This window comes from Anaeroglomus insulsum (genome assembly GCF_050689095.1).
In the GTDB taxonomy this organism is placed as follows: domain Bacteria; phylum Planctomycetota; class Phycisphaerae; order Sedimentisphaerales; family Anaerohalosphaeraceae; genus Anaeroglomus; species Anaeroglomus insulsum.
In genome coordinates, this window is the sequence record NZ_JBOGCL010000017.1 from 1 (window position 1) to 16,563 (window position 16,563).

Genomic DNA, 16,563 nt, shown 5'->3' on the forward strand with positions numbered 1-16,563 from the left:
CCCATTTGGATTTCCAAATCGCCTTGAGGTATCCGCCCAGCTCTCTTAAACTGGGGAGCAAAGGAGATGTGACATAAACAGGACGGGGTAATCCCTGGATTTCATTTTTTATTGTTTGGGTCATGAAACAACTCTTCTATCTTCAACAGATCTCGTTTACGGTCCTTAATTCTTCGTGACGGGATACCCGCATTAATACTCCAGGGATCCGTACTGGCTTTGACCAGGCTTAATGCCCCGATTGCAGAGCCTTCTTCAAGTACAACGCCAGGCAAAATCACTGTCCCTGTTCCCACGATGACATGTTTTTTCAGCCAAACCCTCCCTTCGATCAGCTTTTTATACTCATTGGGGATCATAGGGTTGGTCATAGACGCCCCACTGAAATCATCACTGATCGCAAAAATTTCTATTTTTCTGGATAGATTTACAAAATCCTCCAGAACAATCCCCTGGTTGCCACCACAAAGTGAGGTATATGCAGCAATATGAATATAATTGCCCAGAGTAATTACACCGCTTAATATACAAAAATCATCAATGCGAATATTCGATCCCAATGCAATATGCTGCGGAGAATAGATACTCGCTTTTCTGCTGATCAGAACATTGGTACCAATTTGTTTGAAGCCAAATGCTTTCAGTTCCTCATCCGTATAGAAATTATGGGTCACGTGTTATGCCTCCCTCCCCTCAGAATAATTTGCCCTTCCGCAATCACATCCTCCCCATCACAAAACAAACGGGGCTGCTTGCCATAACCAGGAATGCTCAGGGGCTCATTTTTGAGAGAATCATTTCTCATGCTGTTGTTCATTTTTCCTTTTTGCATAACTTGAATCGCTCGGGGCCACTATGGGTTCGGCCAGGCTGTTTAGATTCCATCGCCCAGACATGCTGGTAAAAATAATGACTGTCCACCCCTGTCCTGCTGGTCTTGTCAAACAAACAGGGGTATGTATCGTTGAGCCGAATCGGCTCCGCTCCTTCCATATGGCTATAGCGGTACCAATCCCGGAAATACGCCGGAAATCGGCTCAGGCCCGACACAATCTTCGAGCGAATCAATTGTTTTTTCCATCGACTATAAAACTTTGACATCGCAATTCCCGCTAACTTAATTCAAGTTCACCATCACGCAGCATTTGTTCAAAATAAGAAATGGTTTTTTTCAGGCCCTCGTCAAGTGCCACTGTCGGTGACCACTTCAGCGCATCCTGGGCCAGAGTGATATCTGGTTTGCGCTGCGCTGGATCGTCCTGGGGCAGCGGCATAAAAATCAACCGACTGGATGATCCGGTCAGATCAATGATTTTCCGAGCCAGCTCTAAAATGGAAAATTCCTGAGGATTGCCGCAGTTGACCGGTCCGGTAAAACTGTCGGGGGTATTCATCATCCTGACCATGGCTTCAATTAAATCATCCACATAACAAAATGATCGGGTCTGGTGGCCCTGACCATAAATGGTAATGGGCTTATTCAGCAGTGCCTGCACAATAAAATTCGACACAACCCTGCCATCATTGGGCAGCATTCTTGGCCCATAAGTATTGAAGATGCGAATCACCTTAATCCGCAGCTTATGCTGGCGATGATAATCAAAAAACAGCGTCTCCGCACAGCGTTTTCCTTCATCATAGCAGGAGCGAACTCCTATCGGATTGACATGCCCCCAATAGGATTCCGTCTGCGGATGAATTTCGGGGTCACCATAGACTTCACTGGTTGAGGCCTGGAGAATTTTAGCCTTGACCCGCTTGGCCAATCCCAGCATATTAATCGCCCCATGCACACTGGTCTTGGTCGTTTGAACCGGATCGTGCTGATAATGAATCGGCGAAGCAGGACAGGCTAAATTATAAATTTCATCCACTTCTATATATAGAGGAAAGGTCACATCATGGCGCATGAGTTCAAACCGCCCATTGGGCAGTAAATGCAACACATTTTTCTTGCGCCCAGTATAAAAATTATCAACACACAGGACGTCATGCCCTTCACGCAATAACCGTTCACATAAATGCGATCCCAAAAAACCGGCTCCACCTGTTACAAGAATACGCTTAACCATACGTTCCTCATTTTTCCTTTTTGCATAACTTGAATCGCTCGGGGCCACTATGGGTTCGGCCAGGCTTGTCCGCGGCCAGGCTGTCCAGATCCAGCCGCCAGCCCTGCCGATATTTTTCTGCCAGCACCTCCACCGTCAGTTTAGCCGAATCATCCCATTCATTAACCGTCGTTGTATTGACCATGTTGACCTGGATGGCCGTACCGCAAATGGAGCGATAGGCCAGCAGATGTCCAAACGCATCAGGATGTCTCTGTACATACCGACAACACCACGACTCCAGCGTGTTGGGATTATAAAAGAAACCCAACCGCTTGTACAGGTTTCGCAGGTTGAAAAAATACCCATACACGCGTGCCGCCTTTGAGCCGGGTCGAAAATACCGATTGGCAATCCAATGATGACTCACCACCCGGCTGAATAGTCGGCGAAGATCCTGGGTCCGATAGACTGTCGCACATAGCTCAAACGGATACCGCGTACTGGGCGTCTGCCCCTTGGTCCAATCCAGAGCATAGAGTGTCTGCCCTTGAACCTCCACCGGCCGGACACTGCCTGCAGCAAAATCCTCGGGCATCTGCTGCGAATCCAGCCTCAGTGAAAATCCAAACAATTCCTGCCCTATTTTGGCAAAGGCACTGTCAATGAAATCGAATCCAATATTGTCAAAATAGGCAAAATCGTCTATCCCAAACAATATATATTCCGTCTGGATCTGCTCAATCAAGCGTAGAAAATCCAAGTGGAAGCTGGCTTCGCGAACCACAACACAATCCGGAAAAGAACGAAAGCAAAGTTCGTATTCTGCATCAAATAAATCCGGTTTATAAATAATATAAGTCTGAATTGCCTGGGGAGAACCAAAACGCTGAAGGCTCTCTAAATAGCCATGCAATTGCAAGGGACGATTCTTGGTAAATACAATATTGGAAATCCTTTTCGAGGTCATATTTATTGATCCAGAGAATCGTCTTTTAAAATCTGCTGAACCTGCTCGGATTGCATAATCCGTTCCATCAGCCGGCTGATTTTTCGTACGGTACGCTGTTTCAGATGATATTGTCCTGCATTGACCACCTGGGTCGCATGGGCCAGATGATACAAGTATTGCCGCATCAATCGGTCCGACAACTCCACCGTCTTATAGCCTCGGTCCACCAGTTCAAAATACAGTTTCTTGCCAACGGTCAACCCTTTGTCCCGATCCATCAGAAACGACAGCTTTTCACGTTTAAGAACCTCGGTTCGGTAAATGCTGCATACCGTACGATTATAATACCGGTACATGCCCAGCGGATCCGGCGTGCGCAGCAGGATTCGCTTGAACGTCTTAAAATCCGTCAGCTTTTTCAGCCAGACCTGCCAGTCCGGCGTCAATTCCACTTTGCCGGCTCCGACACAGGCCGTTCGGTTGTCCTGACCAAACATCGCCAGCAGGTCCCCCAGCCAATTCTCCCGCCGGACAAACGTATCCGAATGCATAGCAACGAAAAACTCGGTTTGGGTCTGCTCCAGGGCCATATCCAGCGCCGCGGCATGAGCATACCCTCCGCTGCTGTCATTGGTTTTGTCTTTACGCTCAATCAGCCGAATCCACTTCAGCGACCGCAGATACTCCGTCGAGGCATCCTGGGAATCATTATCCACCACAATCACCTCATACGGCTGACGTGTATATTTACGGATACTGCGAAGACACAGCCTGGTCAAATCCAGGGTTTTGTAATTGACCACCCCTATCGTCGCTTTGGCCTGTCGCGGGTTATCCATAGATCATTCCGAGATGCCGTTTATTGCGGCGACATCAACTGCGTCTCATACAGATTCTTGTACACCTGGCAGTGCTGAATCAAATCCTGATGTCTGCCGTCGGCCACGATGCGTCCCTTGTCCATCACAATGATTCGATCTGCAGAAATCACCGTACTGAAACGATGGGCAATCAGAAAACAGGTGCGTCCCTTCATGATATCTCCCAGTGCGGCATGAATCTTGGCCTCACTTTCGGCGTCAATCTGACTCATCGCTTCATCGAAAATCAGGATTCGCGGATTTTTCAGAATCGCCCGGGCAATCACTATGCGCTGCAGCTGTCCACCACTAAATCCACTGCTTAATTCGCCAATCATCGAATCATAGCCTTTCGGGAGAGTCGTAATAAACTCATGCGCATAGGCCCGTTTGGCGGCTGCAATCACCTCGTCCCGTGTCGCATCCGGTTTGCTATAAGCAATATTGTTGGCAATCGTGTCGTTAAAGGTAACGACATTCTGTGTTACCATGCTAATTTGGTCACGCAGGCTGTAAAACGTCGCCTGATGGATATCCTGCCCATCAATTAAAATCTGTCCGCTGTCGGGGTCATAAAACCGCGGCAGCAGATTCACCAGGGTTGTTTTGCCGGAACCGTTGGAGCCGACTATCGCCACGGTCTGTCCCGCCGGCACTGTCAAATCAATCCCATTCAGCGCCGGCTGCTGAGCGCCAGGATAAGTAAAGACGATATTCCTGAACTCAATTTCCCGATGCAACGGCTTCATGGCAAATGCATTGGGCGCTTCGCGTTCTTTCGGTTCATCCATCACCGCAAACACACGTTCTGCCGCCGCATTGGCCTGCTGCACCATATTCCAGACATCGCTGACCTTGCGAACGGACTCCGCCGCCCCGCCCAGACAAGCCAGTAACGCAAAAAAAGCACTCGGCTGCATTTTGTTATGGGTCACCCACACTGCCCCAATCAAAATGACACTTACCGCAGCCACCATACCCATCGCATCCATGGTCGGACTGGTCGCAGCATCAATTTTCGACATCCGAAGCGAATATTTCAAAAATTCCCGGTTTTTCTTTTCATACGCCTGCGCTTCCCAGGGCTGACGGTTATATACTTTAACCACCCGGAGGGCATTCATCACTTCCTGGATGCGCCCCAGCAGTTGAGCCGTTGAAACCAGCGATTTCTTCATGGCTCTCTTCATCTTCTTGCCGAAAATTGCAATCACACCAATAACCGCCGGCGCCGAAGTCAGGAAGATTAACGACAATTCCCAGCTAATCGTAAATGCGGCCGTCATCGCCCCGATCGCCACCAGCGGCTCACGAATCGTCTTACCAAACAGAATCTTGATTCCCTTGCCGCTTTGTGCCACATCGCCGATGATTCGGCTGGTGGTATCACTGGTTCCTCGGGTCGCAAAAAAACCTACCGGCATATACAAGGCATGATGAAACACGTCCTCTCGCAATTTTGCATTGGCAACAGAAACCACTTTTTCCGCCAGATAGCTCTGGTAAAACCGTGCCCAGCAGCGAATAAACGTCACTGCCGTTAAGGCAAGGATTACAACAATCATCGCCTTGAGCATATCTTCATTTTTTTCAGAGCGAGGAATAAAACTGACGGGCCATTGCATCCAGTCGGCATAAAACGGCTTATTCGGCACGCTCTTATGGAGTGTCAGCGATTCCGAGTTCCCCTGGGCATCGGTGCGTAAAATAGACCATACCATAGGCTGTTCGGATTCGGATGTGGCCAGCAGCTCCAGCATCACCGCAATCGAATTCTCCTGTCCAAGAGAGTCCCCAATCGCAATATTCACAATCCGATCGCCTCGCTGCAGTCCATTTTCAGCCCCCCATTTTCCTCCATCGACACGATTGATCAACAAATATTTGGCCACATCCGATGTGGTATCGTATAATTCATTACGACCCGGAACATAAAAATCAATTCCATATCGTGCGTTACAGACTTTTCGGTCAATCCAGGCATGGAGACCTTCTTCCTCCATCATTACCTTTAACAGCGGAATAATCGTCAGAAAGCTGGCCGAAAACATCACCGCAATCATCGCTGCCCAAAAAAACAAGGCAACCAGACTCGGCCACTGCGGCCAGACATAACCCAAAACCCGCTTAAAAGCAGACAAATTTGTTGTTTTTTCACTCATTCCTTTTTAAGCCTTTCTCAAGAAAACGGCAAAGTTTACTTCAGAAAGACCCCTCGGTCAAGACATTCCTTGTCCAGCCTGCTGTCGCCAAATCTTCGGTTATCGATTGCTGTACATGCTCTGATAATATTGCTGATATTGCCCGGATACAATATGATTAAGCCAGCCTGTATTGGCCAGATACCAATCAATGGTCTTAACGATTCCCTCTTCAAAAGTGACTGTCGGTTTCCAGTTTAATTCCTTCATTATCTTGCCCGAATCGATAGCATACCGCCGATCGTGGCCGGGACGATCTTTGACATGGCGAATCAGCGTTTTGGGCTTGCCCAGCCGCTCCAAAATAATCCCCACCACCTCCAAATTAGTCTTTTCATTGTTGCCCCCCACATTATAAATCGTCCCCGGTTCAGCCTGCGTCAGAACCTTCCAGATGGCCGTACAATGGTCATAGACATACAGCCAGTCCCGAATATACAAGCCATCCCCATAAACCGGCAATTCCTTGTCATTCAAGGCATTATGAATCATCAAAGGAATCATTTTTTCCGGAAACTGATACGGACCGTAATTATTCGAGCACCGGGTGATATTACACCGCAGTCCCCAGCTATGTGAAAACGCCCGTACCAGCATGTCCGCCGAGGCCTTGCTGGCCGAGTACGGCGAATTTGGACTCAGTGGAGTGGTTTCGGTGAAAAATCCTTCGGGACCCAGCGAGCCATACACTTCATCCGTAGAAACCTGCAAAAACCGCTCCAGTTTGTGGTCTAATGCCACTTTCAGCAGTGTCAGCGTTCCGGTGACGTTGGTTTGAATAAACACCCCCGGCTCAACCAGAGAACGGTCCACATGGCTTTCGGCTGCAAAATTCACTATCGCATCAATTTTATACTGGACCACAAGGTCGTTGACCAGTTTTCCATCACAGATGTCACCTTTGACGAAGATATGATTCTGATGGTTCAAAAATTCGCCCAGACTTTCCAGATTGCCGGCATAGGTTAGCAAATCCAGGTTCACCACCCGGACATCCGGATGCTCACTGAGCACCATTCGCACAAAATTGCTGCCGATAAAACCCGCTCCCCCGGTGACCAGAATCGTTCGCATTGTCAGATCCCTATCATTCAAAAGTATACCTTAAATTGTTGCCAAATAATCCCGCAACGCATCCTGCCACGGACGCATTTTCATGCCCAGCAATGTCTCCAGCTTATGGCAATTGAACCGGCTGTTCAAAGGTCGTTTGGCCGCAGATGGAAAATCCCCAGTCTTGCATGGGCTTAAATCCACGGCCATTCCCAATGTCATAAACAGAAATTTCGCCATATCAAACCGGCTCACATACCCACCCGCCGCCAGGTGATAGATCCCCGTTGGAAATGCCGGCAATTGAATCAGTGCGCATATGATTTTAGACACCTCCTCAGTTGCCGTGGGGGACCCCACCTGATCATCCACTACCTTCAGCGGTTTTCCCGCACGTGCCGCATCCAGCAGTTTCTTGATAAAATTAACACCCTGTCGTCCATACGTCCACTGCACTCGTACGATGCTGCAGCAGCAGCCTGATGCCATTAACGCCTTCTCCCCTTCATATTTGCTGGCCCCATAGACACTAATCGGATGGGCCGCATCGGTTTCAACATAAGGCCTGTCCAGCTTGCCGTCAAAAACAAAATCCGTACTGATATGCAGGACCGGAATCCCTTTGCTGCCGGCAATCCGTCCCAGCATACCCACCGCCTCTGCGTTGACCTGAAATGCCAGGGCCTGTTCACTTTCAGCCTTTTCCACATTGGTATAAGCTGCACAGTTTATGACCACCTTTGCGCCGTCAATGGCCTTCTCAACCTGACTTTTATCCACAATTGAAAAATCAGGCAGATCGTACCCCTGAGCCGCGATCCCCTGCCGGGCCAGGCAGGCCATCAAATCCGTCCCGAGCATTCCTCGGGCTCCCAGCACAACCACTGGACTGTTCATCATCGTCCTCCCTGCTGATAACGAGGCAATCGTTCCTGAGGATAATGTTTTAACGGTCCGTATGCGGCGTCTTTGGCCGAGAGTATCGGCTGCGATATCGGCCATTCGATACCGATATCCGGATCATTCCAGGCAATCCCGCCTTCATTGGCCGGGGCGTAATAGTCTGTGCATTTATAATGAAACAACGCTGTCTCACTGAGCACACAGAATCCATGGGCCAAACCGGCCGGAATGAAAAACTGCCGTTTGTTTTCTGCGGACAATAGTATCCCCACCCACTTGCCGAAGGTCGGCGAACCCAGCCGGATATCAACCGCCACATCATAAACCTCACCCTGCAGGACCTGGACCAGCTTGCCCTGTCCATTGGGATTTTGAAAATGAAGCCCCCGCAGTACCCCCCGCATGGAAAAGGATAGGTTATCCTGCACAAATGTCTCCGGAATGCCCGCATCCGCGTATCGTTTTGCGCTGTAGGTCTCGATAAAAAAACCCCGCGCATCGCCAAACACCTTTGGCTCCAGAATGAATGCACCAGGAATCGCCGTTTCTATTCGATTCATCGGTTTCCACCTTTAATCAACTGAATGAGGTATTGACCATATTCGTTCTTCTTCAGCGGTTCAGCCAGACGCATCAGTTGTTCCGCTGATATCCAGCCCATACGATAGGCAATCTCTTCCGGACAGGAAATCATCAGCCCCTGCCGCTGCTGCACCGTCTGCACAAAATTTCCCGCCTGAAGCATCGACTCATGCGTTCCCGTATCCAGCCAGGCAATCCCGCGGCTGAGCAGTTCCACCCGAAGCTGCCCGCGTTTGAGGTATTCCCGGTTGACATCGGTGATCTCCAGCTCACCCCGTGCCGAAGGCTTGATCGACGCGGCAATTTCCGTAATCTGATGATCATAATAATACAGCCCCACCGCGGCATAATTGGATTTGGGCTTGGCGGGCTTTTCCTCCACACTCAGGGCCTTGCCCGAGGCATCAAATTCAATCACGCCATATCGTTCCGGATCCCGCACCCAATACCCAAAAATCGTCGCTCCGTCCTGATTCATCGCAGCATTCCGCAGAGAAGGCGTCAGACCATGCCCGTAAAAAATATTATCCCCCAGAATCAGGCAGGCCGGCCCTCCCGCCAAAAAGGACTTGCCGATAATAAACGCCTGTGCCAGCCCCTCCGGCCTGGGCTGAACAGCATACTCGATCGATATCCCCCACTGGCTCCCGTCGCCCAGCAGCATCCGAAACAGCGGCGTATCCTGCGGCGTTGAAATCACCAGAATCTCACGGATTCCTGACAACATCAGGGTGGCCAGCGGATAATAGACCATCGGCTTGTCATAGACTGGCAAAAGCTGTTTGCTGACCGCCTGGGTTGCAGGATAAAGCCGCGTCCCGCTGCCTCCGGCAAGAATTATTCCTTTTCGTGCCATATTTTCTCCCGAATCCACAGTGATTATTTTTTTGTACGATCTAAATTGACCTTGTTGTTGCGTTGCAGCAAAGCACGGACCTATTTAGCCGCCGGCGTCTGTCGCGGCAGATTCCTCATAGTCCATCGGAAAACGTCAAGAAAACTGCCGCAAGAACCGCAAATCATTCTCAAACAGCAAACGAATATCGGTGATTCCGTACTTTTTCATCGTCAGTCGCTCAATCCCGAATCCAAACGCCCAGCCGGTATATTTCTCACTATCGATATTTACAGCTGCAAAGACATTCGGGTCCACCATCCCGCACCCCCCGATTTCCATCCACGATTCCCGCCCGCTCTTATCCACCCACAGGATATCCACCTCACAGCTCGGTTCGGTAAACGGGAAAAAGCTCGGTCGAAAACGGAACTGGGTGTCCGGCCCGAAAAAGACATGAATGAACTGGCTGATGGTTGTTTTTAAATCGACCATCGTCACCCCTTCATCCACAACCAGGGCCTCCAGCTGATGAAACATAAACATGTGGGTCGCATCTACGGTATCCGGCCGATAGACTCGCCCGGGAGCCACAACCCGAATCGGCGGGGTCTGTTTTTCCATCGCCCGAATCTGAATTGTCGAAGTCTGACTTCGAAGCAGCATCGAATCGCTGATATAATAATTATCCATCGGGTCTCGCGCCGGATGTTCAGCCGGAATATTGAGCGCAATGAAATTATGCCATTCATCCTCAATCTCCGGCCCATATGCAATCTGAAAGCCCATCCGGCCAAAAATATCCAGCAGCTCACTAATTGTCTGCATCAGGACATGACTGCGTCCACGCCGAATGGGTGCCCCCGGCAGAGTAACATCAATCATGGGGCCCTGCTTGACGCTGATGGCCCCCAGAGTCTGTTTTTTGCTTTCAAATGCCTCGGTTACCTGTTGTTTGATCCGATTGGCCGTCTGCCCTCCCAGCTTTTTCTGCTCCGGCGGCAGGCTGCCGATCTGGCTAAGCATATTCGTCACAAGCCCCTTGCGTCCCAGGTATTTTACTCGGTATTGTTCAAGCTCCTCAGCCGTCTTGATGGCATCCAATTCCGCCATCGCGGAAGCGGCAATTTGTTCAAACTGTTCCAGCATAGTCGTACCTGTCCTTATCCTGATTTCACCTGAGTGATCGCCGGTCGTCGCGATGGTGTTTGCCGGGATCACGCCGGGCGAATTATACCCCATGGGCATAAAAAAGAACAGCCTTCAGCGATAATTTTAATCTTAGCGCCGAAGGCAGTTCTCTGTCTTGATAATTGCGTTTGATAAAATGCTATTGTGCTGCGGCCAGCGCCTTTTCGACAATCTTGTCAAAACCGGCCGGATCAGCAATCGCAATCTCGCTGAGCATCTTGCGGTTCAATTCAATCGCCGCTTTCTTGCAGCCATTGATCAGCAGGCTATAGCGAATCCCGCGTTCACGACAGGCCGCATTCAGACGAACAATCCACATCTCTCGGAACAACCGCTTTTTCTGGCGACGACCAACGCGACTGTAAACATTGGCGCGAACCACGGCCTCTTTGGCCAGACGAATCTGATTTTTCCTTGGACCGTAAAACCCCTTTGCGGCCTTTAAAATGCGCTTTTTGGACTGATGACGCGCATGTCCTCGACGTACTCTTGGCATACCAGCTTTTCCTTTCTATACTTGATTTCATCAATACACACCCACTACGGCAGCTGATGAAGCCGGGAAGCAGGTGCTTGACTTCGATTTACATAGGCTGCAAAACGCTTAGGCACCCAGCAGCGTCCGAATCGCACGAGCCTTGGCACCTTTGACAATGGCTGTGGATTTAATCGAACGCAGCTTGCGACTGCTCTTATTGCTCAACAGGTGACCGCCATTACACCGCTGGCGTTTTACCTTGCCGGTGCCGGTAATCTTGACGCGTTTTTTTAACCCCTTGTGGGTCTTCATTTTCGGCATATAACTTCTTCCTCTTTAAGCATTTACGGAAAATCACAGTCAAATCCACACTGGAAAGCGGAATATTATACCCGCTTTGTACCTTAAGGTCAACAAAAAACTATCCGGAATTAGCAAAGGCCGATTGCTCAGGCCTTTGTCTTGAGTTCAATGTTCAATCCAGAGGGATTGGGTCCTTTTTGGACAGGTTGCCCCGCGGTCGTCGCCCCAGTCCCTTTGGAGGGTACCAGAATCAGCGTCATTCGCTTGCCCAGCAACTCTGCCGGACGCTCGACCTTGGAACAGCCCTGTAAACGCTCAATGATATAGTTCATCACCTCTTTACCATGATCCACATACATCATCTCGCGACCACGAAACATCATTGTAAACTGGACTTTGTCGCCGCGCTGCAGGAATTCCTCGGCATGTTTAATCTTGATATCCCGGTCATGATCATCAATTTTGGGACGGATCCGAAGTTCCTTTAATTCCATGACATGTTGTTTCTTCTGGCTCAGCTTGGCTTTGCGCTTCTGCTGATAGAGAAACTTGCCATAATCCATTATCCGACAAACAGGCGGCTGGGTGTTCGGAGAAACCTCCACCAGATCAAGCCCCGCTTCACGTGCCCTTTCCAGTGCAATTTGAATCGTCACAACACCTACCTGACTATTCGATTCGTCAATCAGCCGGACCGGGCTGGTGCGAATCTTTTCATTGATACGGAAACCTTCTGTACTGATAGCTGCTACCTTTCCATTTTAGAGTGTTTGTATGGTTTCAATTTTTCATTCACCGCCGAATGAAAAATCACATGCCTAACTGATCGCTTCTTTGGGCAATTTGCTCTTTGGCCTTTGCGATAAACTGGTCCACCGGGACCGTCACAGTCTGCTGACTCTGACGCAGACGCACATTGACAGCATCCTGCTGGGCTTCTTTGGGGCCAACCACCAGCATATATGGCACGCGGTCGCTATGAGCCTTGACAATCTTGGCCCCAATCTTGTCGTCTGACAAATCGGTCCAGACACGCAAATCAGATTGCTTGAGTCTTTCGGCCAGCTGCATCGCATAGTCATTGGTCTTTTCGCTGATGGGCATAATCCGCACCTGTTCCGGCGCCAGCCACAGCGGGAAATTGCCCGCGTAATGCTCAATCAGAATGCCCAGGAACCGCTCCAGCGACCCGAGAATTGCCCGATGCAGCATCACCGGCGTTTTTTCCGTATTATCTTTGTCGGTATAGGTAACCTCAAACCGCATCGGCATCGAGAAGTCAAGCTGAATCGTACCCAACTGCCACGACCGCCCGATACAGTCATTGATATGGAAATCAATCTTGGGCCCGTAGAACGCCCCATCACCCTCATTAATCTGGTACGCCAGACCTTTATGCTTCAAGGCCCCCGCCAGAGCATTGGTTGCAATCTCCCAGATTTCATCCGAGCCGATATGATCTTCCGGCTTGGTCGATAACTCGATATGATATTCCTTGAAGCCAAACGCCGAATAGAGTTCCTGGACCAGAGAAATAACGCCGATGACTTCGCTTTCAATCTGATCCGGCGTACAGAAAATATGAGCATCGTCCTGCGTAAACTGCCGCACACGCACCAGCCCGTGCATCTGACCGCTGGCCTCGTAGCGATGCACCAGCCCCAGTTCCGCCACACGCATCGGAAACTCGCGATAGGAATGCTTGTTGGATTTGTACACCAGCAGGCCCCCCGGACAGTTCATCGGCTTGATGGCATAAGTCATCTCATCGACGGTTGTAAAGTACATATTCTGTTTATAATGATCCCAATGCCCGCTGCGATGCCACAGGGATTCATTCAGCATAATCGGGGTCTTGATCTCACAATATCCATACTTACGATGAATCTTTCGCCAGAAATCAATGATCTCATTCCAGACCACCATTCCCTTGGGGTGCAAAAACGCAAAGCCCGGCCCTTCCTCCTGAAAACTGAATAAATCCATCTGACGACCAATGACACGATGATCCCGCTTTTTAGCCTCTTCGATGCGGGTAATATGTTCATCCAGTTCCTTTTTGTTGCGCCAGACCGTCCCATAAACCCGCTGCAGCATTTTTTGGCTTGCATCCCCATGCCAATATGCCCCGGCAACGGACATAATTTTAATCGCCTTGGGATCAATCACGCCTGTCCGCGGAATGTGGGGCCCGCGGCACAAATCCATAAATCCGTCGCCCTGTCGGTAAAAGCTGATGACATCTCCGCTGGCTCGGTCGATATTGTCCAGTTTATACACATCTCCTGCCATTTTCTGGCGGGCTTCCGCGCGACTCATCTCAATCCGTTCAAATGGCCGATCGGCCTTGATGATCTCAGCCATTTTGGATTCGATTTTCGGAAAATCTTCTGGCCGGATAGGCGTATCTAAATCCACATCATAATAAAAACCATCGGCCACCGTTGGCCCATAGACCAAGCGAGTCTTCGGCCACAGACTGCATATCGCCTCGGCCATGATATGCGCACAGCTGTGGCGCAGGATCTCTATTCCTTCGGCATCCTTATTAGTGATGATTTGCAAGCTCACTTCGCCATAAATCGGGGTAGATAAATCTACCATTTTATCATTAATACGAGCCGCCAGAGCCGCACGGGCTAAACCCGAGCCAATCATCTCGGCGAATTGATACGCGTTCGTGCCGTCGGGGGCTTCCAGCACTGCCCCGTTCGGGAGTTTAACTTTTGCCATGGACCTTTCCAATAAATATCTGAAATTGCTCAGTTTGCGTCAATTCCAAGGCGCACCTTAAGTGAGCATATCTACATAAATTATAACAATATAGGAGTTTTGTCCTAAATGTCAAGAGACAATACGCAGATCAAGATAATATACACAGATATATTATATATCAATTTATCTGTTATCTGAAATAAGCCTTTAAGACATACTGCTGCATCATCCGCTGGGTATTAAAGAATGATCCATTCATTGCGACCGATATGGTCATAATACGATAAAAATGATGCTTATTGTGGTAATATAAGTCCGCCACCTTCGCCAGTTTGTCATACAAGGAGGCCGCATCTGAGCTCCAGTTGCCCCCCTGGTCGTCGCGGCGACGGTAATTTTCTCCAATCGCCCAGCCCGTCATTCCCTCAATACACCCTTCAATCCACCATCCATCCAAAATGCTCAAAGACGGCACTCCATTCAGGGCCGCCTTCATCCCGCTGGTTCCAGATGCTTCCATCGGCGGCTGCGGGGTATTCAGCCAAACATCGACCCCTGCAACCAGCAATTTCGCCAAAGCCATATCATAATTAGGTAAATAGACAATTTTCAGATCATTTTTCAATTGGCCCGCCGCCGCAACAATGCGTTTAATCAGTTCTTTGCCCTCTATATCATTAGGATGGGCTTTGCCGCCATAGATAATCTGAATCTTGCCCACATCTCTGGAGATCCGAACCAGTTGTTTGGGATCCGTAAAAACCAAATCCGCCCGTTTATAACTGGTCGCCCGACGTGCAAACCCCAGCGTCAGTACATCCCCATCCATTCCGGCGTTGGTCTGTCGATTGACATATTCGATCAGCTCCCGCTTGGCCAGGGCCTTGGCTTCGGCAAATTGTTCCTGGGGAATGCTGACCGCATAGCGCAGGCTGAAATTATCCTCACGCCAACCCGGAATATGCCGATCATACAAATCCGCCAATTGCGGACAAACCCATCTGGCGGCATGAACCCCGTTGGTAATGGAATCGATCACATAAGACGCAAACATATGCTGTGAGACCTCGCCGTGCTTTTTGGCTACACCATTGACGTAATGGCTCAAATTCAGTGCCAGATAGGTCATATTGAGCTTGTCATCACAACAAAAGATATCCGGATTCTGCATAACCTGATGGGGGCCCAGAATTTTATGGACCAGGTCCAATGGGAATTTATCATGCCCTGCCGCCACTGGCGTATGGGTGGTAAAGACGCATTTTTCACGCACCGCAATAATATCATCTTGGGTCAGTTCCGACCGCTTGGCCGCACGAAGCTGTTCATCCAGCAGTTCAAGCGTTAAAAGGCTGGCGTGTCCTTCATTCATATGAAACCGCTCTATCTCGGTATAGCCTAAAGCACGCAGCATGCGAACCCCACCAATCCCCAGCACTATCTCCTGGCTCAGACGGTACCCTGGATCTCCACCCCGTCCATACAAATAATCCGTTAAGGCACGGTCCTCTGGGGTATTTTCGTTCAGGTCTGTATCCAGAAAATAAATGGGAACTGTGTATCCGGAAATACCGTGAACCTGATACTTCCACGCCCGGATATGCACCGTCCGTCCTGCGATGGTTACCTCCACCCGGCTGGGCTGTTCTTTGGCGTAATACTCCACCACCCATTCGCACGGCTCTTCTGTCTGCCAGCCATCTGGCCCAAGCTTTTGGAAAAAATACCCTTTGCGATGCAGCAGCGTAACCGCGACCATCGGGATCTTCATATCCGCTGCTGACATAATGGTATCCCCCGCCAAAATCCCAAGCCCCCCACTATACGTCGGCATACCTTCTTCAATTCCGATTTCCATCGAGAAATAAGCCACTTTTCGTTCATTTTCCATCGCGTTTTCCCTTCCCTGAATCGGATCTTATGTTTATCACTCCCATCATACGTCCGGATTCTCCAACAATCCAGCAAAAAGCCATCGAAATGAAGGCGTTTTCACCCTCCAAAATTAAGTAAATTCTAACCTTGTCACAGCCGATTATTCCGGATATAATGATTGTAATGAGTAATGAATGGAATCTGTTGTTGTTTTTTAGGGAGAACAAATCATGCAGGAAAAAATTGGACAGGCTGCGGGTGTTATATGGCAATACTTGGCCCAAAGCCAGGAACCGGTCAGTTTATCCACGTTGGCAAAGAAAGTAAACCTGAATTCACAGATAGCCTCCATGGCTGTAGGATGGCTTGCTCGTGAAAACAAGCTTGTCTTCCAGGAGAAAGGCAAAACAATTTCTGTAAGTCTCGCTTCAGCTTGTACTTGCTAAAATTCAGATGAAAATACTGTTGCGTTTGGATCAGATTTCAGATATAATCTGGCCCTATCTTTACATACAACAGTAAATCCCCGCGCTCAATGTATTAAAATCGCCGGATTTCAATTGA

17 protein-coding genes are annotated in these 16,563 nt (G+C 49.4%); 1 reads left to right on the forward strand and 16 read right to left on the reverse strand.

Annotated elements, in window-relative coordinates; all coding sequences use genetic code 11:
* Window positions 1-101 precede the first annotated feature (101 nt).
* From ACQ9LF_RS12605 to glgP, 16 genes are all read right to left on the reverse strand, one after another.
* A complete protein-coding gene (locus tag ACQ9LF_RS12605; RefSeq protein WP_462489768.1) occupies window positions 102-674 on the reverse strand; it encodes an acyltransferase in 573 nt (190 codons plus the stop codon).
* 139 nt (window positions 675-813) lie between these two features.
* Window positions 814-1,101, reverse strand: coding sequence for a hypothetical protein (locus ACQ9LF_RS12610; RefSeq protein ID WP_462489769.1), 288 nt, complete (start codon window positions 1,099-1,101; stop codon window positions 814-816).
* An 11-nt stretch (window positions 1,102-1,112) separates the two neighbouring features.
* Window positions 1,113-2,072, reverse strand: a complete 960-nt coding sequence (locus ACQ9LF_RS12615) for a UDP-glucuronic acid decarboxylase family protein (RefSeq protein WP_462489770.1) — start codon at window positions 2,070-2,072, stop codon at window positions 1,113-1,115.
* 7 nt (window positions 2,073-2,079) lie between these two features.
* Window positions 2,080-3,021: a hypothetical protein gene (locus tag ACQ9LF_RS12620; RefSeq protein ID WP_462489771.1), complete on the reverse strand. Its 942-nt coding sequence runs from the start codon at window positions 3,019-3,021 to the stop codon at window positions 2,080-2,082.
* 2 nt (window positions 3,022-3,023) lie between these two features.
* Complete coding sequence (locus tag ACQ9LF_RS12625; protein WP_462489772.1) at window positions 3,024-3,842, reverse strand: glycosyltransferase; 819 nt, start codon at window positions 3,840-3,842, stop codon at window positions 3,024-3,026.
* Between the two features lie 20 nt (window positions 3,843-3,862).
* On the reverse strand, window positions 3,863-6,025 hold the full coding sequence (locus ACQ9LF_RS12630; RefSeq protein ID WP_462489773.1) for an ABC transporter ATP-binding protein: 2,163 nt from the start codon (window positions 6,023-6,025) through the stop codon (window positions 3,863-3,865).
* A gap of 99 nt (window positions 6,026-6,124) precedes the next feature.
* The gene (rfbB, locus tag ACQ9LF_RS12635) at window positions 6,125-7,138 is read right to left on the reverse strand and encodes a dTDP-glucose 4,6-dehydratase (protein ID WP_462489774.1); all 1,014 of its coding nucleotides are present in this window, start codon (window positions 7,136-7,138) and stop codon (window positions 6,125-6,127) included.
* A 30-nt stretch (window positions 7,139-7,168) separates the two neighbouring features.
* Window positions 7,169-8,017 (reverse strand): dTDP-4-dehydrorhamnose reductase, encoded by an 849-nt coding sequence (gene rfbD / locus ACQ9LF_RS12640; RefSeq protein WP_462489775.1) that lies wholly within the window; start codon window positions 8,015-8,017, stop codon window positions 7,169-7,171.
* Window positions 8,014-8,580 (reverse strand): dTDP-4-dehydrorhamnose 3,5-epimerase, encoded by a 567-nt coding sequence (gene rfbC, locus ACQ9LF_RS12645; RefSeq protein ID WP_462489776.1) that lies wholly within the window; start codon window positions 8,578-8,580, stop codon window positions 8,014-8,016. The genes rfbD and rfbC overlap by 4 nt, the downstream gene beginning before the upstream one ends.
* Complete coding sequence (gene rfbA, locus ACQ9LF_RS12650) at window positions 8,577-9,458, reverse strand: glucose-1-phosphate thymidylyltransferase RfbA (protein WP_462489777.1); 882 nt, start codon at window positions 9,456-9,458, stop codon at window positions 8,577-8,579. Before rfbA ends, rfbC begins: the two co-directional genes overlap by 4 nt.
* A gap of 135 nt (window positions 9,459-9,593) precedes the next feature.
* Window positions 9,594-10,586 (reverse strand): phenylalanine--tRNA ligase subunit alpha, encoded by a 993-nt coding sequence (gene pheS / locus ACQ9LF_RS12655; protein WP_462489778.1) that lies wholly within the window; start codon window positions 10,584-10,586, stop codon window positions 9,594-9,596.
* Between the two features lie 181 nt (window positions 10,587-10,767).
* The gene (gene rplT / locus ACQ9LF_RS12660) at window positions 10,768-11,124 is read right to left on the reverse strand and encodes a 50S ribosomal protein L20 (RefSeq protein WP_462489779.1); all 357 of its coding nucleotides are present in this window, start codon (window positions 11,122-11,124) and stop codon (window positions 10,768-10,770) included.
* 108 nt (window positions 11,125-11,232) lie between these two features.
* The gene (gene rpmI / locus ACQ9LF_RS12665) at window positions 11,233-11,427 is read right to left on the reverse strand and encodes a 50S ribosomal protein L35 (protein ID WP_462489780.1); all 195 of its coding nucleotides are present in this window, start codon (window positions 11,425-11,427) and stop codon (window positions 11,233-11,235) included.
* A gap of 128 nt (window positions 11,428-11,555) precedes the next feature.
* Window positions 11,556-12,152 (reverse strand): translation initiation factor IF-3, encoded by a 597-nt coding sequence (gene infC / locus ACQ9LF_RS12670; RefSeq protein WP_462489800.1) that lies wholly within the window; start codon window positions 12,150-12,152, stop codon window positions 11,556-11,558.
* A 67-nt stretch (window positions 12,153-12,219) separates the two neighbouring features.
* On the reverse strand, window positions 12,220-14,142 hold the full coding sequence (gene thrS / locus ACQ9LF_RS12675; RefSeq protein WP_462489781.1) for a threonine--tRNA ligase: 1,923 nt from the start codon (window positions 14,140-14,142) through the stop codon (window positions 12,220-12,222).
* Between the two features lie 172 nt (window positions 14,143-14,314).
* On the reverse strand, window positions 14,315-16,015 hold the full coding sequence (gene glgP / locus ACQ9LF_RS12680; RefSeq protein ID WP_462489782.1) for an alpha-glucan family phosphorylase: 1,701 nt from the start codon (window positions 16,013-16,015) through the stop codon (window positions 14,315-14,317).
* A 214-nt stretch (window positions 16,016-16,229) separates the two neighbouring features.
* On the opposite strand from glgP, the gene ACQ9LF_RS12685 reads away from it, so the two are divergent.
* Window positions 16,230-16,445 (forward strand): winged helix-turn-helix domain-containing protein, encoded by a 216-nt coding sequence (locus tag ACQ9LF_RS12685; protein ID WP_462489783.1) that lies wholly within the window; start codon window positions 16,230-16,232, stop codon window positions 16,443-16,445.
* Window positions 16,446-16,563 lie beyond the last annotated feature (118 nt).